This is a genomic window from Rhodanobacter sp. T12-5, assembly GCF_008329435.1.
GTDB lineage: Bacteria > Pseudomonadota > Gammaproteobacteria > Xanthomonadales > Rhodanobacteraceae > Rhodanobacter.
The window spans coordinates 40413-61301 of record NZ_NPKN01000005.1 but is presented as its reverse complement, the minus strand read 5'-3'; the positions used below and the strand labels follow the sequence as shown (position 1 = coordinate 61301).

Genomic DNA, 20889 nt, shown 5'->3' with positions numbered 1-20889 from the left:
TTCAGCCGCGATGGGGTCAGGAAAGCCATCGCGGCTGAAGCCGCTCCCACAATCGAAGGACGTCTCTGGTGGACGCGCCTCAGTAATGGATCACCGAGCGGATCACCTTGCCTTCGTGCATCAGCTCGAACGCGTCGTTGATGCGCTCCAGCGGCAGCACCTCGGTGATCATCTCGTCGATCCTGATTTCGCCGGCCATGTAGCGCTCGACGTAACCGGGCAGCTGCGAGCGCCCCTTCACCCCGCCGAATGCCGAGCCGCGCCAGACCCGACCGGTGACCAGTTGGAACGGCCGCGTGCTGATCTCCTGGCCCGCGCCGGCCACGCCGATGATGATCGACTCGCCCCAGCCCTTGTGGCAGCACTCCAGTGCCGAGCGCATCACGTGGACGTTGCCGATGCACTCGAACGAATAGTCCACGCCGCCGTCGGTAAGCTCGACGATCACCTGCTGGATCGGCGTGTCCGGGTAATCCTTCGGATTGATGAAGTCCGTTGCGCCAAGCAGTTTCGCCATCTCGAATTTCGCCGGGTTGGTGTCGACCACCACGATGCGCCCGGCCTTCGCCATCACCGCGCCCTGCACCACCGACAGCCCGATGCCGCCCATGCCGAACACCGCCACCGACGCGCCCGGTTCCACCTTCGCCGTGTTCAGCACCGCGCCGATGCCGGTAGTGATGCCGCAGCCGAGCAGGCACACCTTCTCCAGCGGCGCGGCCTTGTTGATCTTCGCCACCGAGATTTCCGGCAGCACGGTGTATTCGCTGAACGTGCTGGTGCCCATGTAGTGCAGCAGCGGCTTGCCGTCGAGCGAGAAGCGCGAAGTGCCGTCCGGCATCAGGCCACGCCCCTGGGTGACACGGATCTTCTGGCACAGGTTGGTCTTGCCGGAACGGCAGTATTCGCACTCGCCGCACTCGGGCGTGTACAGCGGAATCACATGGTCGCCCACCTTCAGCGAAGTGACGCCTTCGCCGACTTCCTCGACGATGCCGCCGCCCTCGTGACCCAGGATCACCGGGAACAGGCCCTCCGGATCGGCCCCGGACAGGGTGAACGCATCGGTGTGACAGACGCCGGTGGCGACGATGCGGACCAGCACTTCGCCGGCTTTCGGCCCGGCGACGTCGACCTGCTCGATGCTGAGCGGCTTGCCTGCTTCCCAGGCGACGGCGGCGCGTGACTTCATGGTTCAACTCCTGACGATGGACCGGCAACGACCCACGATGATGACGCGTCCGGCCCGTTTGCGAAACCGCATCAATCGACCGCCGTGTCGCCGGGCCGGAACGCCGACATCTGCCGGCGGTAGTCGTCGGCCTCGGCCAGCAGCCATTCGCGGAACAGCTGCAAGCCGCGATGCTCCTGAGAGCGCGGCGGATACACCAGCCAGTACGCCTCCTTCACCGCCAGGTAGTTTTCGCCCAGCACCTGCAAGCGCCCGGCATCGATCAGCGACTTCGAGGTCACCATCCGTCCCAGCGCCACGCCGAGACCCTCCAGCGCCGCGTGGCGCAACGCGTCGAGACTGTCGAACTGGGCCACGTAGCGCCTCGGCGGCGTATCGCCGGAACGCGCGAACCAGTCGTGCCATCGCGTGGACGGTGCCGGTTCGCCGAGCAGGGGCCAGCGCGTCAGCTCGTGCGGATCGGTATCGCCCATTCGCGCCACCAGCTCGGGCGCAGCCACCGGTGCGATCCATTCGCCGAACAGCCGTTCGCAATGCAGGCCTGCCCAGTCGCCGCGACCGTAACGCAAGGCCACGTCAACCGGCTCGCGCTCGAAATTCACCAGGGTCGAACCGGACTGCAGACTGAGCTCCAGCTCCGGATGCGCTGCGACCAGTCGCGGCAGTCGCGGCACCAGCCAGCTCGACATGATGCCGGGACTGGCACTGAGCGTGAGCGCATCGTGGTGGCGGGTGCGATAGCTCGCCAGCGCGTGTTCGATGCGGTCGAAATGTTCGCCGACCGCTTCCAGCAGGCTGCAACCCTCGACGGTCAGCGTCACGCCGCGCGGCCCGCGCTCGAACAGGCGCCGCTCCAGCCGTTCTTCAAGCTGCTTCATCTGATGGCTGAGCGCGCTGACGGTGAGGTTCGCCTGCGTCGCCGCACGCGACAGATTGCCCAGCCGGGCGACCAGCACGAACTGTTGCAGCAAGCCCAGCGGAAGTCTACCCATCTTGAATATTCCTCAAGTCTGGCTTGCGAATATATCGCTTTTTGGCGGCCTGTGGCGCGCGTACCTTGAGCTCACCCCAAGTCACCAGCTTCCCCAGGAGGCTCCCCATGAACTCGATCTGGAAAGACCTGTTGTTTCTGCATGGCCATCTTCTGCACAAGGAAGATCTGGACTGGCGCCCCGATACATCGAGCAAACAGGCGCAGTGCAAGGACGTCGCCACGACCAGGCGCAGCGTTCTCGCGTGCTGTGCAAATGTCTGGCCACGGATCATGGGCCCACGTTGAGGAAGCCCGGGCTTGAATACCAAGGATATGCAGCCACCTCGGTTAAGTTGCGCGCGTCGCCCGTCGGGTGACGCGCAGATTTTTCGTCAGCCGCTATCCGAGGCATTCCATGCACAAGCGCCCACTTGGCAACTCGCCACTTTCGATCGCCCCGCTCGCCTTCGGCGGCAACGTATTCGGCTGGAGCGCGGATGAAGCGCGCTCGTTCGAACTGCTCGACGCCTTCGTCGACGCCGGCGGCAACCTCATCGATACCGCGGACGTCTATCCGGCATGGGTGCCGGGCAACCGTGGCGGCGAGTCGGAAACCATCATCGGCAAGTGGCTCAAGCGCAGCGGCAAGCGCGAGCAGGTGGTGATCTCGACCAAGGTCGCCAAGTGGGTCGAGCAGCCGGGCCTCTCGCCGGTGAACATCCGGCAGGCGGTGGACGGTTCGTTGAAGCGACTGCAGGTCGACTGCATCGACCTGTACCAGGCGCACGAAGACGATGCCAGCGTGCCGATGGAGGAAACCCTTGGCGAATTCGCGCGCCTGATCGAAGCCGGCAAGATCCGCGTGATCGGCGCGTCCAACTTCTCCGCCGCGCGCTTCGCCGACGCACTGGCCATGTCGAAACGCCACGGCCTGCCGCGCTACGAAAGCCTGCAGCCGGAATACAACCTGGTCAGCCGCGCCGGCTACGAAAAGGACCTGGAGCCGTTGATCCGCCGCGAGCACATTGGCGTGATCAGCTACTACGCGCTGGCCAGCGGCTTCCTCAGCGGCAAGTACCGCAGCGCGGCCGACCTGGCCAAGAGCAGCGCCCGCGGTGGGGCGGTAAAGAAATTCCTCGACCCGCACGGCCTGCAGGTGCTCGCCGCGCTGGATGCGGTAGCGGCCGCCCACCAGGCCACGCCCGCCCAGGTTGCGCTGGCCTGGCTGATCGCCCGTCCCGGCCTGACCGCACCGATCGTCAGCGCCACCAGCGTGGAACAGTTGCGCGAACTGTTCGGCGCCACCTCATTGCAGCTCGACGACAACGAGATCGCCCAACTGGACTTGGCCAGCGCCTGAGCACGCGCGTCCTACGGCGCGTCGATCCGATAACCCTCGGCCTGCAAGGCGGCCAGGTAGCCATCCGGTTTCAGCAGCTCGTCCATCGGCAGCAGCGCGAAGGTCTGCGCGTTCGCGGCCAGCGCCTTGCGCGCGGCGGCCAGCCACACGGCGCGCTGCTTCGCCGGCACGTCGTCGAGGCCCAGCGTCTGTGCGAAACCGGCCCCGGTGAGCGCCGCCACGCAGGCATCGCGGCGGTCGCTGTCGGGCAGCTCGCGCAGTGCCGGCAAGTCTCCGGTGGCCCAGGCGTTCGCGCGCGCGGTCATCGCCGGCAGATCGTGCTCGACGCTGTCCAGCGTGCGGATGAAGCAGGTGATGTCGTGCGGCGCGGCCTGCCTGAAAGCCTTGATCGCCGCTCGCGGATGCTCGATCAGCACGGGATAGTCGGCCGACACCTCCGGCACACCGTAGCGCTTGGCCAGCGCCTCGACCTTCGACCCGACGCCGCCGGAACGACTGAGTCCGTTCGCCTTCAGGGCTTTCCTGTACAGCTCCTGCGCCGCGAACAGCGGCCGCCAGCGCTCGATGCCGCGATCGTCGCCGATGTATTTCTGCTTCAGCACCTGCCAGCGCGCGTATACCGGCGGCGGCAACACCTGCTGCAGGGTTTGGCCGTCCTCGTTCTTGCGCGCACCGTAGGCCGAGGGCAACAGGAACAGCTTGCCGAAGAAGCCGACATCGGCTTTCAGCTTGACCGATGGCGCCAGCAGCACCTGCTGCGATGCGCCGATCACCTGTTCCACCTCCTGCGATCGCCACTGCATGCCGCGCGGCAACGGCGACAGCGTGCCGAGCACCCACATCACGTGTTCGCCCTTCGAGACCTTCCACAACCCAGGCCCTGGCTGCACGCCGCTGACCACCACGGCGGGCAGATCAGCCGCATGCACCGGCGACGGCGCCGTGCCGTCCGCCACCGACTGCGCGGCAACCGGCGCAAGGCCGCACAGTGCAAACAGAACGATCGCGTACGGCAGGCGCATTCGCCTTGCTCCACTTCAAAACGACCATTGTCGCAGAGCTTCCCCGAACCGGAGATTTCCGAACCGACGGCGCCTGAAGACTTCCGCGCCGCGACGGCAGCGACCGGCCAGGCGGCCGTGGCATACTCGCGCCGTTCGCGCTACTGGCGCTTCGGGTGGATCACCATCGGGGAACGCGGACGTCAGCGAGCCGCGCGCCTGGGCACCCTCCGATCCTGCCAGGTCCGTGCCATGCCCGAATCATCCAAGCTGCTTGCGTTCGCCCTCATCGCGTTGGGTCTGGTACTGACCCCGGGGCCGAACATGATCTACCTGATCTCCCGCTCCATCTGCCAGGGCCGCGTGGCGGGACTGATCTCGCTCGGTGGCATCGCACTGGCGTTCATCCTCTACATGTTGTGCGCCGCACTGGGCATCACCGCGTTGCTGCTCACCGTGCCGCTGGCCTACGACGCCCTGCGCTTCGCCGGCATGGCCTACCTGCTCTATCTCGCCTGGCAGGCGGTGCGGCCCGGCGGGCGTTCGCCGTTTCATCTGCGCCAGCTCGACCGCGACAGTCCGCGCAAGTTGTTCGCGATGGGTTTCCTGACCAACCTGCTGAACCCGAAGGCCGCCGTGCTGTACCTGTCGCTGCTGCCTCAGTTCATCGTTCCCGGCCACGGCAGCGTGCTGCTGCAATCGGTAGCTTTGGGCACCACCCAGATGACGATCAGCCTTACCGTGAATGCGCTGATCGTGTTGATGGCCGGCTCCATGGCCCGTTTTCTCGCCGGCCGCCCGTTGTGGCTCGCGGTACAGCGCTGGCTGATGGGTACGGTACTTGCGGGCCTGGCGATGCACATGGCGGTACAGTCGAAACGTTGATTCCCGGAAAGGAAACGGGGTGCCGAGGCACCCCGTTTCGCGCAGCCGTCCGGACGGCCATTCGCAGGCTCGCCGTCAGTGCGCCGCGAGTTCCGCCAGTGCGGCGTTGAGGGTCGCGCTGGGGCGCATCGCCCGGCTGACCTTCGTCAGATCCGGGTGGTAATAGCCGCCGATGTCGACCGGCTTGCCTTGCGCACGGTTGAGTTCGTCGACGATTTTCGCCTCGTTCTGTTCGAGCGCACGGGCCAGCGGGGCGAACCTCGCCTTCAGCGCCGCGTCCTCCTCCTGCGCGGCCAGCGCTTGCGCCCAGTACAGCGCGAGATAGAAATGGCTGCCGCGGTTGTCCAGTTCGCCGACCTTGCGCGAGGGCGACTTGTCGGTGTCCAGGAACTTGCCGTTGGCCTGGTCCAGCGTCTTCGCCAGCACGTCGACCGCGGCGTTGTCGTAGCGGCTGGCGAGATGCTCCAGCGAGGCGGCCAGCGCGAGGAACTCGCCCAGCGAATCCCAGCGCAGATGATCCTCTTCCAGGAACTGCTGCACGTGCTTGGGTGCCGAACCGCCGGCGCCGGTCTCGAACAGGCCGCCGCCGGCCATCAGCGGTACGATCGACAGCATCTTCGCGCTGGTGCCCAGCTCCATGATCGGGAACAGGTCGGTGAGATAGTCGCGCAGCACGTTGCCGGTGACCGAGATGGTATCCAGGCCCTGGCGGATGCGCTCCAGCGAGAACCTGGTGGCAGCCACCGGATCCATGATGCGGATGTCCAGGCCGCTGGTGTCGTGGTCCTTCAGGTAGCGCTCGACCTTCTTGATCACCTGCGCGTCGTGCGCGCGCTGCGGATCCAGCCAGAACACGGCCGGCGTGTGGCGCGCACGGCTCACCGCCAGCTTCACCCAGTCCTGGATCGGCGCATCTTTCGTCTGGCACATGCGCCAGATGTCGCCCTCTTCCACGTCGTGCTGCAACAGCACGGTGCCGGCTTCGTCGAGCACTTTCACCACGCCGTCGCCGGCAATCTGGAAGGTCTTGTCGTGCGAGCCGTATTCCTCGGCCGCCTGCGCCATCAGGCCCACGTTCGGCACGCTGCCCATGGTGGCCGGATCGAACGCGCCGTGCGCCTTGCAGTCCTCGATGGTGGCCTGATACACGCCGGCGTAACTGCGGTCGGGGATCACCGCGACGATGTCCTGCAGCTCGCCCTTCGCATTCCACATCTTGCCGGAGTCGCGGATCATCGCCGGCATCGACGCGTCGATGATCACGTCGCTGGGCACGTGCAGGTTGGTGATGCCCTTGTCCGAATTGACCATCGCCACGCCCGGACGCTGCGCGTACTCGGCGTCGAGGTCGGCCTTGATCGCCGCCTGCTGCGCTTCCGGCAACGCGCCGATGCGCGCGTACAGGTCGCCGATGCCGTTGTTCGGGTTGAAGCCGATCTGCTTCAGCGCATCGGCGTGCTTCGCCAGCACATCTTTGTAGAACTCGCCCACCGCCACGCCGAACATGATCGGGTCGGAGACCTTCATCATGGTGGCCTTCAGGTGCAGCGAGAACAGCACGCCCTGCCGTTTGGCCGCCTCGATCTGCGCGTCGATGAAGGCGGCCAGCGCCTTGCGGCTCATTACCGCGCCGTCGATGATCTCGCCGGCGAGCAGCGCGGTCTTCGGCTTCAGCACGCTGTGGCTGCCGTCCTTGCCGAACCACTCGATGCTGACGTTGCCGGCCTTGTCGATCAGCGCGGACTTCTCGGTCCCGTAAAAGTCACCGCCCTCCATGTGCGCCACGTGGGTTTTCGAGTCCGCGCTCCACGCACCCATCCGGTGCGGATGCTTGCGCGCGTAATGCTTCACCGACACCGGCGCGCGGCGATCGGAGTTGCCCTCGCGCAGCACCGGGTTCACTGCGCTGCCCTTGACCCGGTCGTAGCGCGCCTTGATGTCCTTCTCGCTGTCGCTGGCCGGCGTATCCGGGTAATCCGGCAGCGCGTAACCCTGCCCCTGCAGCTCCTTGATCGCCGCCTTCAGCTGCGGCATCGAGGCGCTGATGTTCGGCAGCTTGATGATGTTCGCCTCGGGCGTGGTCGCCAGCTTGCCCAGCTCGGCCAGGTCGTCGGCGATGCGCTGGTCGTCCTTCAGCATTTCGGGGAACAGCGCGATGATGCGGCCGGCCAGCGAGATGTCGCGCGTTTCCACACGGATGCCGACCGAACTGGTGAACGCGGCGACGATCGGCAGCAGCGACTGCGTGGCCAGGAACGGGGCTTCATCGGTCAGCGTGTAGATGATCTTGGGCGTGGTGGACATTGTCGGTATGGACCTCTCTGCTGGCGCATTTCAGGAATGGGGCACTGCCACCCGGCCGTCGCGCAACGGTAACCGGATCGCTCAAGACCGCCGCGGGCAAGCGGAATTCGGCCTCGACGAAAGCCGTCCATTGTCGCGTTTTCGCCGCAGCGGCGAAAGCAGGCAGCCGCCATGGCGCGGCGCCGTCACTGGCGCCGATCGTCACGACGACATACAGTGCCGCACTGCGCCGGGGCGCAGGCATCCATCCGCGATGCCGGGGGAACACCAATCCAGCAGGACAAGGAAAGAGGAATGAGCCAGCTCAGTCAGTCCATCGTCGATTTCATCGCGCAGCTGCACCCGCTTTACACCACCCAATTCGCCGACGGCCACGAATGCGCGCTGTCGCTGCTCGACGGCACGCTGATCCTGCCGGTGGACGAATCGTCCTGCGAAAAGGAAGAGGGCTGGGTCGCGGTTTTCTGGCAGGGCGACAGCCGCCGCTGCTCCGAAGTGCCCGGTGCACAACTGGCCAGCGTCGCGATCTGGCGTCACCTGCAGTCGACCGGCTACGGCCGCTCCGCCGAGGAGACCCTGATGCAGCGCGAACAGATGATGGAGCAGTTCCATCGCCGCACCGGCTGCCCGCTGCAGCGCGAAGCCATCGCACTGCAGTAATCGCACCAAAATGCGGCGCGCACTTTGCGCGCAGTCCAACGACAAAGGGCGCAGTCGAGCCGCGCCCTTTGTCGTGCGATGGCCGGCCGCCTACTTGACCGAGAAATCCTTGCTGGCGACCTGGCTGCCGTTCAACGAAACCTCGACCTTGTAATTGCCTGCCGGGAAACCACTCGGCTTGCTGATCATGAAGGCCGTCGTCTGCGGACCGGCAGCATCGAGCGTCTTGCTGTCCTCGTGCACGACCTGGCCATCCTGGTAGGTCCACTTCGCCGACAGCGTGGCATTGCCGCTGCCACTGGTATCGACCGACGCGTAGATCGTGTCCTTCGGCGCAAAGCTGGTGGCGCTGGCGACGACCTTGTTGCTGGCGTCGACCGTCGAGCCCAGCTCCATCGAACTGAAAGTCACCATGGCGGACGCGTCGCCGCCGGGCATGCCCGGTCCGGCCGTGCTGGCCGGAGCAGGCGCCATCGTCGGCGCCGTAGCCGCAGGCGGCGGCGTGGCCGGCACTTCAGAGGCCGATTCGTCCTTCTTGCCGCAAGCGCTCAACGCCAGCGCAGCAGCCAGCGAAACCGCGAGGATCATGGGTTTGCGAGTCATTTTCATGGGGGCATCTCCTGCTTCAGGACTTGGCGGGAATCTTCAACATCTGGCCGGGCTTGATCCGGTCCGGGTCCGTGAGCTGGTCGCGATTGGCATCGAAAATCCGGCTCCACGCATTGGCGTCACCGTAGAAGTGCTTCGCGATCTTCGACAAGTTGTCCCCTGCCGCCACGTTGTAGATCGTGTCCGAGTCGGCAATCGAACTGACGTGCGACCGCACGTCGCTGAAATCCGCTTTTGCCGCAGGCGGCATGTCCGCTGCCTGGCTTCGCACCTCGCCACGCACATCGGAAAAATCCGGTTTCTTCGCATCGCTGACCATCGCACGCATCTCCATCTCGGATAGGACGGGTCAGTGATAACCAGCAGCGGGTTAACGGCCTGTGAGTGCCTTGTCCATGCGTTCAGCCAGCGACGATGGCGCACTGCGTGTCGTAGCCATGATTCGGCAAACCGCCCCCGTAACCTCGCCATACCGCCGCCCATCAGGCACCCGTCGACAACGACCGCCCGGACGAACTACTCGCCCTGCCGAGATCCGCAGCGAATACCATTCAAATATTCGCCAACTGCCCCCTGCGCCGCCCCGCCTTGCGCTCACTTCGTCGCGCGCTCCAGCTTTTCCGCCGCGCCGCAAGGCACGAGAAGATCACGTAGAGCGCCGGGGTGCTGAGCAGGGTGAGGCTTTGCGAGATCAGCAGGCCGCCGATCAGGGCGATGCCGAGGGGGCGGCGCAGTTCGCTGCCTTCGCCGAGGCCGATCGCTATCGGCAGGGCGGCGAGAATCGCCACCATCGTCGTCATCATGATCGGGCGGAAGCGGACGATGCAGGCTTCGCGGGCGGCTTCGAGCGGGCTCTTGCCGTGTTCGCGTTCGGCGACGAGGGCGAAGTCGATCATCATGATCGCGTTTTTCTTGACGATGCCTATCAACAGCACGAGCGCGATCTGCGCCACTACCGACAGCTCGGTGCCGGTCAGCCACAGCGCCAGCAGCGCGCCGGCGCCGGCGGCCGGCAGGGTGGACAGGATGGTGATCGGATGGATCAGGTTTTCGTAAAGCATGCCGAGCACGATGTAGACCGTCAGCACCGCCGCCAGCACCAGCCACAGCATGCCGCTCTGCGACTGCTGGAAGCGGCGGAAGTCGCTGCCCATCCGCACCTTGATGTCACCGGGCATGCGCATGCCCTGCACGGTGGCCTGGATGATCGCCATCGCCTCGCCCATGCTCACGCCGGGCGCGAGGTTGAAGCTGAGGTCCATCGTGGTGTACTGGTTTTCGTGGGTGATCTGCGACGGCGCCAGTCCCGGCACTTGCCGGGTGAACGCGGTGATCGGCACCATCGCACCGTTGCTGGAGCGCACGTAGATGCGGTTGAGCGCATCGGGCGTGGCGGTCTGCTCGGGCAAGGCGTTGACCACCACCTTGTACTGGTTGATGTCCGAGTAGATGGTGGAGACCTGGCGCTGGCCGAAGGCGTCGTACAGCGCACCGTCGATGGCGCCGATCGAGACACCCAGGCGCGCGGCCTTGTCGCGGTCGATCACGATGTTCTGGCGCAGGCCGGCTTCGTCGACGTCGGTGCCGACGTCCCTCAGTTTGGGATTTTTCTTCAATTGGGCCTGCAGTTTCGGCAGCCATTCCTGCAGGCTCGCCAGGTCATTGCCCTGCAGCGAAACCTCGTATTGCGCTCCCTGGCTGGTGCCGCCACCGCCGCCGCTGGGCAGGTCCTGCACCGGGCGCAGGCGCAGATTGAGGTCGGGATAATTGGCGGCTTTCGCGCTCAGTCGCGCCAGCACGGTGAAGGTGTCGTCCTTGCGTCCCTCGGCGCGTGTTTTCAGGTCGATGTTGAACGAACCGCTGGTGCCGTGCCGGCTGCTGCCCAGGCGCGAGCCGATGGTGGCCACGTCGGGATCGGCCATCAGCATCGCGGTCATCCGTTGCAGGCGCTGCTTGCTTTCGGCAAACGACACGGTCGCGCTGGAGCTGGCGCGGCCCCAGATCAGGCCGGTGTCCTGCTGTGGGAACAGGCCGGTCTTGACCGCGCCGAGCAGGAAGAAGGTGGCGACGATCAACGCCAGCGGCGTCAGCGAAAAAAGCAGCGCGTGGCGCAGCGAGAAGTTCAGCGCGCGTGTGTAGACGCGCAACATGCCGGCATGGAAGCGGTCCAGCGCCATGCCGAGTCTGGATGGCGGCTTCGCGCTGGCGGCCGGCTCGCGATGGCCGCTGAGGAAATGTCCGCACAGCGCCGGCGTGAGCGTCAGCGAAACCGTTGCCGAGACCACGATGGCCGCCACCAGGGTCACCGCAAACTCATGCATGAACATGCCGGTGACGCCGCCGGCAAACAGCAACGGAATGAACACGGCGACCAGCGAGGCGGTGATCGAGACGATGGTGAAACCGATCTCGCGGGCGCCGGCCAGGGTGGCCTGCATCCGCGTCATGCCGCCGTCGATGTGGCGGATGATGTTTTCGATCACCACGATTGCATCGTCGACCACGAACCCGATCGCGATCACCAGCGCCAGCAGGGTGAGGTTGTTGAGCGTGTAGCCGAGGATGTACATCATCGTGAATGCGCCGGCCAGCGACAGCGGCACGGCCACGGCGGCGATCAGGGTCGGTGCCAGCCGGCGCAGGAACAGCGCCATCGTCAGGATCACCATCGCCAGCGAAATCAGCAAGGTGGCCTGCACCTCGTGCAGCGAGGCGCGGATGGTCGGTGTGCCGTCGAAGAACGGCGTCAGCGCGGTGCCCGGTTGCAGGTATTCGCGCAGCAGCGGGAGCTGATCCTTGACCAGGTCGACGGTGGCGATGACGTTGGCGTCGGCCTTCTTGTAGACGTACATCAACACGGCCGGTTTGCCGTGGAACCAGGCCGCCTGGTACGCATCCTGCTGACCGGCGTAGACATGGGCCACGTCGGACAGCCGCACCGGCGTGCCGTCGTGGCTGGCGATCACCAGCCTGGCGAAATCGTCCGCGCTGTGCAGCTGGGTGGTGGCGCTGATCGCCATGGTGGTCTTGCCGTCGGACAGGAAGCCCTCAGGCGAGGTCACGTTGGCGGCACTCAGGGCATTGCGCAACTGGTCCGGCGACAGGCCCATCGCGTTCAATGCGCGCAGGTTCACGTCGACCCGGATCGCCGGCGTGGCGGCACCGGCGATCTCCACCGACGACACCCCCGGCAACTGGCGCAGGCGCTGCGCCAGCAAGGTGTCGGAGACGTTGTACAGATCGGCCGCGGACTGGGTGTCCGAGGTCAGCGCCAGCGCGATGATCGGGTCGTCGTTCGGGTTGGCCTTCTCATAACTCGGCGCGCCGTTGAGTCCGCTGGGCAGGTCCGGCGCCGCGGCGTTGATCGCCGCCTGCACGTCGCGCGCGGCGGCATCCAGGTCGGTGCCGCTCTGGAACATCATGAAGACGAAGGCGCTGCCTTCGGAACTGGACGAGCGCATGGTCTCGATGCCGGGTACCTGGCCCAGGTGCCGCTCCAGTGGCGAGGCTACGGTCGAAGCCATCGTGCTGGCGTCCGCGCCGGCCTGGCTGGCCTGCACGAAGATCGCCGGAAACTGCATGTTCGGCAATGCCGCCACGCCGAGCAGCAGGTAGCTGATCATGCCGACCACGAACAACCCGATCGCGAGCAACGACGTGCCGATCGGACGGCGGATGAAGGTCCCGGAGATATTCATGGAAGCAGCGTGGCCGGAGATGGAGGGCGGTGACAGACGGCGCGTGAAGACTTCATCCCGACATCAACGCACGAACTGCGGAAAGGTTGATCCGCTGCATATCCCTGTGGGAGCGGCTTCAGCCTCGATGCTTTTGCATTGCGTGGCGAACGGCATCGCGACTGAAGTCGCTCCCACCATCAACCCGGCACGCGCAGTGCAGTCAGACCGGCATGCATTACGCGAGGCCCTGGCTCGCAAGCTTCAACGCGCGCTGCTCGCGGCGCACCGCGAGCCAGTCGGAGAAGCGCTCCATGTACAGGTAGATCACCGGCGTGGTGTACAGCGTGACCAGCTGCGACAGCAGCAGGCCGCCGACGATCGACACGCCCAGCGGCCGGCGCAGCTCGGCGCCGATGCCGTTGCCCAGCGCCAGCGGCAGCGCGCCGAGCATGGCCGCGGCGGTGGTCATCATGATCGGGCGGAAACGCAGCAGGCAGGCGCGGCGGATCGCGTCGCGCGCATTCATGCCGGTGCGCCGGGCCTCGATCGCGAAGTCGATCATCATGATCGCGTTTTTCTTGACGATGCCTATCAACAGCACGATGCCGACGATGCCGTCCACCGACAGGCTCATGCCGCACAGGATCAGCGCCAGCAGCGCACCGACGCCCGCCGGCGGCAGCGTGGAGATGATCGTCAGCGGATGGATGTAGCTCTCGTACAGCACGCCCAGCACGATGTAGATCACCACGATCGCGGCCAGCAGCAGAAGCACTTCGTCGCCCAGCGAAGAGGCGAACTCGGCGGCCTTGCCGACGAACTCGCCGCGTACCTGCGGCGGGAATTTCAGCTGCGCTTCCACCTCGTGGATCGCCGCCACCGCATCGGACAGCGAGTAGCCCGGCGCCACGTTGAACGCCAGCGTTACCGCCGGCAACTGCTGCTGGTGGCTGACCACCAGCGGCGCGCTGGTAACCTTCGCGGTGACCAGCGAGGACAACGGGATGGTGCCGCCACCCCCGATCTGGAAGCCGACGTTGCCGGCATTGCCGATGCCCGACGGGGTCGCCGAATTGCTCGACTTCAACTGGCCGAAGCTGGTCGCGTTGCTGCCGGTGAGCGCACCGTTGCCGTTGCCGCGCACGGTCAGCTTGTTCATCAGGTCGTCGCTGTTGCGGAACTCGGGCGCCACTTCCAGCACCACGCGATACTGGTTGAGCTGGGTGAAGATGGTCGAGATCTGGCGCTGGCCGAACGCGTCGTACAGGGTGTCGTCGATGCTCTGCACGGGCACGCCGAGGCGGCTGGCCTTTTCGCGATCGATGTCGAGTTTCAGCGCGTTGCCGTTGTTGGCCAGGTTGTTGCCGACATCGGCCAGCTCCGGCCGCTGGCGCAGCGCCTGGGTCATCTGGTTCGCGTAGCCGGCCAGCTCGGCCGAGTTCACGTCGGACAGCGAATACTGGTATTCGGTGGCGGCGACGCGGCTGTCCAGGGTCACGTCCTGCACCGGCTTCAGGTACAGCGCGACGCCGGGAATGTTCGCCACCGCATGCTGCAGCCGCGGCAGCAATGCGTCGAGGCTGTCGCGGTCGCCGCGTTCCTTCAGGACGATGCTGAGCTGGCCCTGGTTGAGCGTGGGGTTGATCGTGCCGGCGCCGATGAAGGCCGCCACGCCGGCCACGGCGGGGTCCTTGCGCAGAGCCTCGGCGACCGCCTTGGTGCGCAGTTCCATCTGCGGGAACGCGACATTGTCGTCGGCCTGCACCACGCCGGTGATCAGGCCGGTGTCCTGCTCGGGCAACAGGCCCTTGGGGATCACGACGTACAGGAACACGGTCAGCACTACCGCCGCGGCCGCCACCATCATGGTGAGCCGGCGGTGATCGAGCACCCAGTCCAGCGTGTTGGCGTAGAGGTCGACCGTGCGTGTCCACAGGTCGCGCTTGCCGGCGGCGGCCTGTCGCTCGTGGGTGTCGTCGCCCGGCGGCAGCGCGTCGGGCTTGAGCAGGTAGGCGCACATCATCGGGGTCAGCGTCAGCGAGACCAGCATCGAGATGGTCACCGCGATGGTCAGCACCCAGGCGAACTCGTGGAACAACCGGCCAGTGACGCCGGGCATCAGCAGCAGGGGCAGGAACACCGCGACCAGCGAGACGGTCAGCGACAGCACGGTGAAGCCGATCTCCTTCGCGCCGATCTCGGCCGCCTCCTTGCCGCTCTTGCCCTGCTCGATGTAGCGCACGATGTTCTCGATCATCACGATCGCATCGTCGACCACGAAACCGGTGGCCACGGTGAGCGCCATCAGCGACAGGTTGTCCAGCGACATGCCGGTGAACGACATCACCCCGAACGTGCCCAGCAGCGACAGCGGCACCGCGACCGACGGGATCACCGTCGCCCACAGCCGGCGCAGGAACACGAAGATCACGCCTACCACCAGGAAGATGGTCAGCAGCAGGGTGAACTCCACATCGTGCACCGACGCGCGGATGGTCACCGTGCGGTCGGCGAATACGTCCAGGTGCACGTCGGCCGGCAGCGCGCTGCGCAGTTCCGGCAGCACCTGGCGGATCTGCTCGACCGTCTGCACGATGTTCGCGCCAGGCTGGCGGCGCACGTCCAGCAGCACCGCCGGCTTGCCGTTCGCCCACGCGGCGAGCTGGTCGTTCTCGACGCCGTCGACCACCTTGGCCACGTCGGAAAGACGCACCGGCGCGGTGTCCTTGTAGCTGATGATGCTGTCCTTGTATTCCGCCGCGGTGGACAGTTGGTCGTTGGTGCCGATCGAGTAGCTCTGCGTCTTGCCGTTGAGCGTGCCCTTGGGCGCATTGACGTTGGCTTGGGTCAGCGCGCTGCGCACGTCCTCCATGGTCAGGCCGAGGTTGGACAGCTGCGCCGGATTGACCTGCACGCGCACGGCCGGGCGCACGTTGCCGGCGATCGAGACCAGCCCGACGCCCTGCACCTGCGACAGTTTCTGCGCCAGGATCGAATCGGCCAGGTCGTTCACCTCGCGCAGCTGGCGGCTGTCGGAGGTGAGCATCAGGGTGAGGATCGGCGCATCGGCCGGATTGACCCGGTTGTACACCGGCGGATACGGCAGGTTGCCCGGCAGCGTGCCCTTGGCCTGGTTGATCGCGGCCTGCACGTCCTGCGCGGCGATGTCGATATCGCGGTCCATCGAGAACTGCAGGATGATCGTGGACAGCCCGGCGGAGGAGTCCGAGCTCATCATGGTGAGCCCGGAGATCTGCCCCAGGTTGCGCTCCAGCGGCGTGGTGATCAGCGACGCCATGGTGCTGGCGCTGGCCCCGGGATACTGCGTGCTGACCACCAGGCTGGGCGCCTCGATCTCCGGCAGGGCCGACACCGGCAGTGCGCGGTAACCGAGGATGCCGAGCAGCAGCACCGCCACCATCAGCAGCGAGGTGGCGATCGGTCGGCGAATGAAGAGGGTCGAGAATCCCATGGCTATCCGTAACGTGCAGGTGCGGTTTCAGTCGCGGTCATGGCCGGATCGCACGGCCGGTTGCATCGCGATCACGATGCCGCGGCGCCAGTCGGCGCCACGGCGCGTCATCAATGACGGCGACCGCCACCCTTGGTGTTCTTCTTGGCCTTGTCCAGTTCGGCCGCGGTCGGTGCCGCCGGCACTTCGCCCGGCTTGAGCGCATTGACCTTGCTGCCCGGCTTCAGCCGGAACTGGCCTTCGGTGACCACGCGGTCGCCGACCTTGAGACCGCTGCCGATCATCACCTGGCTGTCGCCCACCTCGCCGGCGACCATCACCGGCTGCATCTTGACCGTGCTGTCGGCCTGCACCTGATAGACGTAGTCGCCGTCCGGCCCGCGCTGCACCGCCTGCGCCGGAATCACCAGCCCACCGGACACCGTGTTCACCAGCAGCCGCACGTTGACGAACTGGCCGGGCCACAATTCGTTCTTGGTATTCGGAAATTCGGACTTCAGCCGGAACGTGCCGGTGCTGGCGTCGATCTGGTTGTCGATCACCTTGAGCACGCCGCCGGCCGCGATCGGATGCGCATCGGTCTTGTCCAGCGCGGCCACTTCCAGTCCGGCGCCACCCTGCGCGGCGGCGCGCACGAGGTCGAGGTTCTGCTCCGGCAGGGTGAACATCACGTTGATCGGATGCAGCTGGGTCAGCGTGACGATCGCGGTGGAGGTGGTGATCACGTTGCCCGGATCGACCCCGCGGATGCCGGCCAGCCCGTCGATCGGGGAGATGACCCTGGTGTAGTTCAGCTGCACCTGGCTGTCGCGAATGCTGGCCGCGTCGGCGGCCACCGCGGCCTGGTACTGGGCGGCGGTATTGCGCAGCGTGTCCAGATCCTGCTTGGAGATGTAGCCCTTGGCCGCCAGATCCTGGCTGCGCGTCAGGTTGCTCTTCGCGGTGGCCAGCAGCGCCTGATCCTGGCGCTGTTTCGCCACGGCCTGGTCGTATGCGGCCTGGTAGGTGCGCGGATCGATCTGCGCCAGCACCTGGCCCTTCTTGACCGGCTGGCCTTCGATGAAGTCCAGGCTGAGCAACTGGCCCGGCACCTGCGGGTTCACGGTCACCGTGTTGAGCGCCTGCACCGTGCCCAGCGCGGTCAGATAGACCGGCACATTCTGCTTGGCCACCGGAACCACGGTCACCGGCACCGGCGGCGTGGCATCCTTGCCGTCCTTGCCGTCCTTGCCCTTCGCAGCTGCCTGCGTCGAGGCGGCGCCTGCCGGCTTGTGGAGCAGGCGAAAGCCAACCCCGGCCACCACGATCACGGCAACGACGATCAACGCGATCTTCCAAAAACGCGACATGTAAAACTCCTGGAATGAACAGTGCAGCTACCCAATGCGACAATGCCGCGCGCGACCGTGAATTGTAGCCGGCCCCCGGCTTTGATCCGCCCGCGCGGCAAAACCGGCCGGCCTCGAACGAAAGCATAGGGGCAGTTGAACGAAGTTGGACAATGCCGGTTGACATGGATCGGCCATGACCGATGGCAGGGCTGCAGGCCCCATGCAGGCTGCCGGACGGCAGCGACGGTTGTCAGAATGCCTGAAACTTGCCGCGCGCTTCGTTTATAATCCGCGACTGACCGCCCGCCCGGCCACAATCCGGGCGGGCGGCGACATCACGCCGTGGTTCCGTCTGCGGCAAACATGCCGGTAGCGCCAGCCCGGTGAACCAGTAGAGCATTCAGGCAGGCCGGCGCAGCCATCGTGGCGTTCCGACTGCCCATTGACAGGAGTACGTGCGTGAGCGGTCCCATGAGCAAATCCGATCGGAGCGTCCTGCGCCAGTTTTCCATCATGATCGGCGGCCTGGCCGTGCTGACGGTGGTGCTGATCTTCACCGCGCTGGCGATCCACGATCACGAGCCGCAGGAAACCAACCCGAACCAGCCGGCCCAGGTCGCCGAGCGGATCGCGCCGGCCGGTGCCGTCTACGCCGGCAACACCGGACGCGCCGCGATGCAGGCCGCCGCCGATGCCGCCGCCAAGGCTGCCGCCTCGCAAGTCGCCTACGGCGGCACCACCGACGGCAAGGCGATCTACGACCACCTGTGCACCAGTTGCCACACCGCCGGTGTGGCCGGCGCGCCGAAACTGGGCAACAAGAGCATGTGGGGTCCGCGCATCGCCCAGGGCATCGACGTGCTGGTCAAGCACGCCACCGAGGGCTACCACGGCCCCGACGGCAACTTCATGCCGCCCAAGGGCGGCAACCCGGCCCTCACCGACGAACAGGTGAAGAACGCCGTGCAATGGATCGTCGACCAGGCGAAGTAGTTCGTCCGATCCGACAAGCTTTCGCCAGACGCCGCCCGCAGGGGCGGCGTTTTCGTTTGCCTCTTCACCCTGCCCGCAGGGACCGACCGGCAGGACTGCCGATCTGCACGGCGTCAGCCGCCCGGAGGGCGAAGGCCACGGGTAGGCCGAGTGCAGGTTTGGATCGGGTAAGTCACTCAGGCGAAAAGCCTCACCTGTGGTTATTCCCGCGAGGCCTGGGCAGCGTCATTCCGCATCCCCACAATCTGCTAGCGTTCACCCTCGTCAACACCGCGCGACTCCGGATCTTCCCCATGTCCCCACGCCCACTCATCCTCGCCCTCCTCGCCACCACCCTGCTCGGCGGCTGCACCAGCCTGTTGCATCGCCCCGCCCAGTTGCAGGATGGCGCCCGCGCAAAAGTGGCGATCCTGGAAACCACCGACGTGCACTCCAACGTGTTGAGCTACGACTACTACAAGCTCAAGCCCGATGACTCGCTCGGCTACGAACGCACGGCCACGCTGATCCGCCGTGCCCGCGCGGAATTCCCCAACAGCTTCCTGTTCGACAGCGGCGACACCATCCAGGGCAGCGTGCTGGCCGACTACCAGGCACTGGTGAAGCCGGTCGGGTGCGACCAGGAGCTGGCGATCTACAAGGCGATGGACGCGATGGGCTACGACGGCGGCACCGCCGGCAACCACGAGTTCAACTATGGCCTGGGCTTCCTGTCGCAGGTCACCGGCACGCCGATGAACGTCGACGGCGGCCACAGCAACCGCTGCGCCGGCCCGCACTTCCCGCTGGTGCTGGCCAACGTCTACAGCGCGCGCGACGGCCAGCCGATCTTCAAGCCGTGGACCGTGGTGACCAGACAGATCGAGGCATACACCGCCGACGGCAGCAAGGTCAGCGTGCCGCTGAAGGTCGGCATCATCGGCTTCACCCCGCCGCCGATCATGCAATGGGACAAGCAGAACCTGGCCGGCAAGGTCACCGTCAGCGGCGTCGTGGAAGCGGCGAAGAAGTACCTGCCCGAACTGCAGGCGCAGCATCCGGACCTTGTCGTCGCGATCCTGCACGGCGGCCTCGACACCGCGCCGTACACCCCGCAGATGGAAAACGCCGGCTGGTACCTGGCCGGCGTGCCCGGCATCAATGTGTTGCTGCTCGGTCACTCGCACACCGAATTCCCCGGCCCGCACTACGCCGGCATGAAGGACGTCGACGCGCGACTTGGTTTCGTCCGTAACGTGCCGGCGGTGATGGGCGGCTTCTTCGGCAAGGACCTGGGCGTGATCCAGCTGGTGCTGAACCGGAAGGACGACCGCTGGGTGGTCGACCTCGACAACACGCATAGTGAAGTGCGGCCGATCTGCCCGATCACCGTGGGCACGAAGAAGGGCCCGTGCGTGCCGGCCGATCCCGCCATCGCACCGCTGGTGCAACAGGCACACGAGGCCGCGATTGCCTACGTCAACACGCCGATCGGCGAAAGCACGCTGCGCCTGAGCAGCTACTTCGCCGACGAAGGCAACATGACCGCACTGGCCCCGGTCAATGCCGCCCAGGCCGACTATGTGCGCAGCGAACTGCCGCGCGTGCATCCCGAGCTGGCCAGCGTGCCCGTATTGTCCGCCGCTGCAGCGTTCCGCACCGGTTTCGGCGGCCCGGACGACTACACCGACGTCGCCGCCGGCCCACTCACCCTGCGCAGCGCCGCCGACCTGTATTTCTATCCGAACACGCTGGCGGCGGTGAAAACCGACGGAGCCGGCCTCAAGGCCTGGCTGGAAAAATCCGCCCAGCGCTTCAACCGCATCGACCCCGCAAGGATCGGCGAGCAGGCGCTGATCAATTCGCATTACGTCGGCTACAACTTCGACCAGATCCAGGGCGGCATCCATTACGTCATCGACGTGTCGAAGCCGGTCGGCCAGCGCATCACCCGACTGACCTTCCACGGCAAGCCGGTCGCGCCGGACCAGCCCTTCGTCATCGCCACCAACAACTACCGCGCCAGCGGCGGCGGCCACTTCCCCGGCCTCGACGGCAACAACGTCGTGCTCGCCGCCCCCGACGGCAACCGCGAAATCCTGGCCAAATGGCTGCAACGGCAGAAACAGATCAGCGCAAAAAACCTCGAAGCCTCCTCATGGAGATTCGCCCCACTCAAGACCCATGGCCTGGTCACCTTCACCGCCGCCGCCAACAAGCTCGGTGTCGCGAAGGCCGCCGGATTGGACAACATCCGTCAGCTGAAGGATCACGGCGACGGCACCGCGACTTACGCGATCGACCTGTCGCCTTGATGGATGGAGCCTTCGGATAGCGGTGAGCGCTCACCGCCGGTCGACGGACGCAACGCCGTAGCGCAGCAGCACTCGATGACGGGATTGGGCCGCAGCAGCATGATCAGTTGGTCGATTTCCGCGGGGTCGGCCGCC

The 20889-nt window shown here is 66.1% G+C and carries 15 protein-coding genes and 1 riboswitch; of the genes, 6 read left to right on the top strand and 9 right to left on the bottom strand.

Annotation, left to right across the window (positions count from 1 at the left end; genetic code table 11):
* Nucleotides 1–79: 79 nt before the first annotated feature.
* Entirely contained in the window at nucleotides 80–1192 is a 1113-nt protein-coding gene (locus tag CIW53_RS11360) for an S-(hydroxymethyl)glutathione dehydrogenase/class III alcohol dehydrogenase (protein ID WP_149364841.1), read from the bottom strand.
* A gap of 71 nt (nucleotides 1193–1263) precedes the next feature.
* Nucleotides 1264–2184 carry a LysR substrate-binding domain-containing protein gene (locus CIW53_RS11355; protein ID WP_149364840.1) on the bottom strand — a complete coding sequence of 307 codons (921 nt, stop codon included), beginning with the start codon at nucleotides 2182–2184 and terminating at the stop codon, nucleotides 1264–1266.
* Nucleotides 2185–2291: 107 nt separating this feature from the next.
* Here CIW53_RS11355 and CIW53_RS11350 point away from each other — a divergent pair, with 107 nt between their 5' ends.
* A complete protein-coding gene (locus CIW53_RS11350) occupies nucleotides 2292–2471 on the top strand; it encodes a hypothetical protein (RefSeq protein WP_149364839.1) in 180 nt (59 codons plus the stop codon).
* Nucleotides 2472–2580: 109 nt separating this feature from the next.
* The gene (locus CIW53_RS11345; protein ID WP_149364838.1) at nucleotides 2581–3525 is read left to right on the top strand and encodes an aldo/keto reductase; all 945 of its coding nucleotides are present in this window, start codon (nucleotides 2581–2583) and stop codon (nucleotides 3523–3525) included.
* Between the two features lie 11 nt (nucleotides 3526–3536).
* On the opposite strand, the gene CIW53_RS11340 is transcribed toward CIW53_RS11345, so the two are convergent.
* Entirely contained in the window at nucleotides 3537–4547 is a 1011-nt protein-coding gene (locus CIW53_RS11340) for a TraB/GumN family protein (protein WP_149364837.1), read from the bottom strand.
* 129 nt (nucleotides 4548–4676) lie between these two features.
* Nucleotides 4677–4758, top strand: a riboswitch (ZMP/ZTP riboswitch).
* A gap of 20 nt (nucleotides 4759–4778) precedes the next feature.
* Between CIW53_RS11340 and CIW53_RS11335 the strand changes: the two genes are divergently transcribed.
* Nucleotides 4779–5411 carry a LysE family translocator gene (locus CIW53_RS11335; RefSeq protein WP_149364836.1) on the top strand — a complete coding sequence of 211 codons (633 nt, stop codon included), beginning with the start codon at nucleotides 4779–4781 and terminating at the stop codon, nucleotides 5409–5411.
* 75 nt (nucleotides 5412–5486) lie between these two features.
* On the opposite strand, the gene CIW53_RS11330 is transcribed toward CIW53_RS11335, so the two are convergent.
* Nucleotides 5487–7715, bottom strand: coding sequence for an NADP-dependent isocitrate dehydrogenase (locus tag CIW53_RS11330; RefSeq protein WP_149364835.1), 2229 nt, complete (start codon nucleotides 7713–7715; stop codon nucleotides 5487–5489).
* A gap of 294 nt (nucleotides 7716–8009) precedes the next feature.
* Here CIW53_RS11330 and CIW53_RS11325 point away from each other — a divergent pair, with 294 nt between their 5' ends.
* Complete coding sequence (locus CIW53_RS11325) at nucleotides 8010–8375, top strand: hypothetical protein (protein WP_149364834.1); 366 nt, start codon at nucleotides 8010–8012, stop codon at nucleotides 8373–8375.
* Nucleotides 8376–8465: 90 nt separating this feature from the next.
* Here CIW53_RS11325 and CIW53_RS11320 read toward each other — a convergent pair whose 3' ends face one another.
* The 5 genes from CIW53_RS11320 to CIW53_RS11300 form a co-directional block, all read right to left on the bottom strand.
* Nucleotides 8466–8984 carry a hypothetical protein gene (locus CIW53_RS11320; RefSeq protein WP_149364833.1) on the bottom strand — a complete coding sequence of 173 codons (519 nt, stop codon included), beginning with the start codon at nucleotides 8982–8984 and terminating at the stop codon, nucleotides 8466–8468.
* Nucleotides 8985–9000: 16 nt separating this feature from the next.
* The gene (locus CIW53_RS11315; RefSeq protein WP_149365037.1) at nucleotides 9001–9303 is read right to left on the bottom strand and encodes a LysM peptidoglycan-binding domain-containing protein; all 303 of its coding nucleotides are present in this window, start codon (nucleotides 9301–9303) and stop codon (nucleotides 9001–9003) included.
* A 232-nt stretch (nucleotides 9304–9535) separates the two neighbouring features.
* On the bottom strand, nucleotides 9536–12682 hold the full coding sequence (locus CIW53_RS11310) for an efflux RND transporter permease subunit (RefSeq protein ID WP_149364832.1): 3147 nt from the start codon (nucleotides 12680–12682) through the stop codon (nucleotides 9536–9538).
* A gap of 217 nt (nucleotides 12683–12899) precedes the next feature.
* Nucleotides 12900–16136, bottom strand: coding sequence for an efflux RND transporter permease subunit (locus CIW53_RS11305; protein WP_149364831.1), 3237 nt, complete (start codon nucleotides 16134–16136; stop codon nucleotides 12900–12902).
* Nucleotides 16137–16246: 110 nt separating this feature from the next.
* Nucleotides 16247–17485 (bottom strand): efflux RND transporter periplasmic adaptor subunit, encoded by a 1239-nt coding sequence (locus tag CIW53_RS11300; RefSeq protein ID WP_149364830.1) that lies wholly within the window; start codon nucleotides 17483–17485, stop codon nucleotides 16247–16249.
* A 453-nt stretch (nucleotides 17486–17938) separates the two neighbouring features.
* Between CIW53_RS11300 and CIW53_RS11295 the strand changes: the two genes are divergently transcribed.
* Nucleotides 17939–18460, top strand: a complete 522-nt coding sequence (locus tag CIW53_RS11295) for a c-type cytochrome (RefSeq protein ID WP_149365036.1) — start codon at nucleotides 17939–17941, stop codon at nucleotides 18458–18460.
* Between the two features lie 293 nt (nucleotides 18461–18753).
* Nucleotides 18754–20754, top strand: coding sequence for a bifunctional 2',3'-cyclic-nucleotide 2'-phosphodiesterase/3'-nucleotidase (locus CIW53_RS11290; RefSeq protein ID WP_149364829.1), 2001 nt, complete (start codon nucleotides 18754–18756; stop codon nucleotides 20752–20754).
* Nucleotides 20755–20889 lie beyond the last annotated feature (135 nt).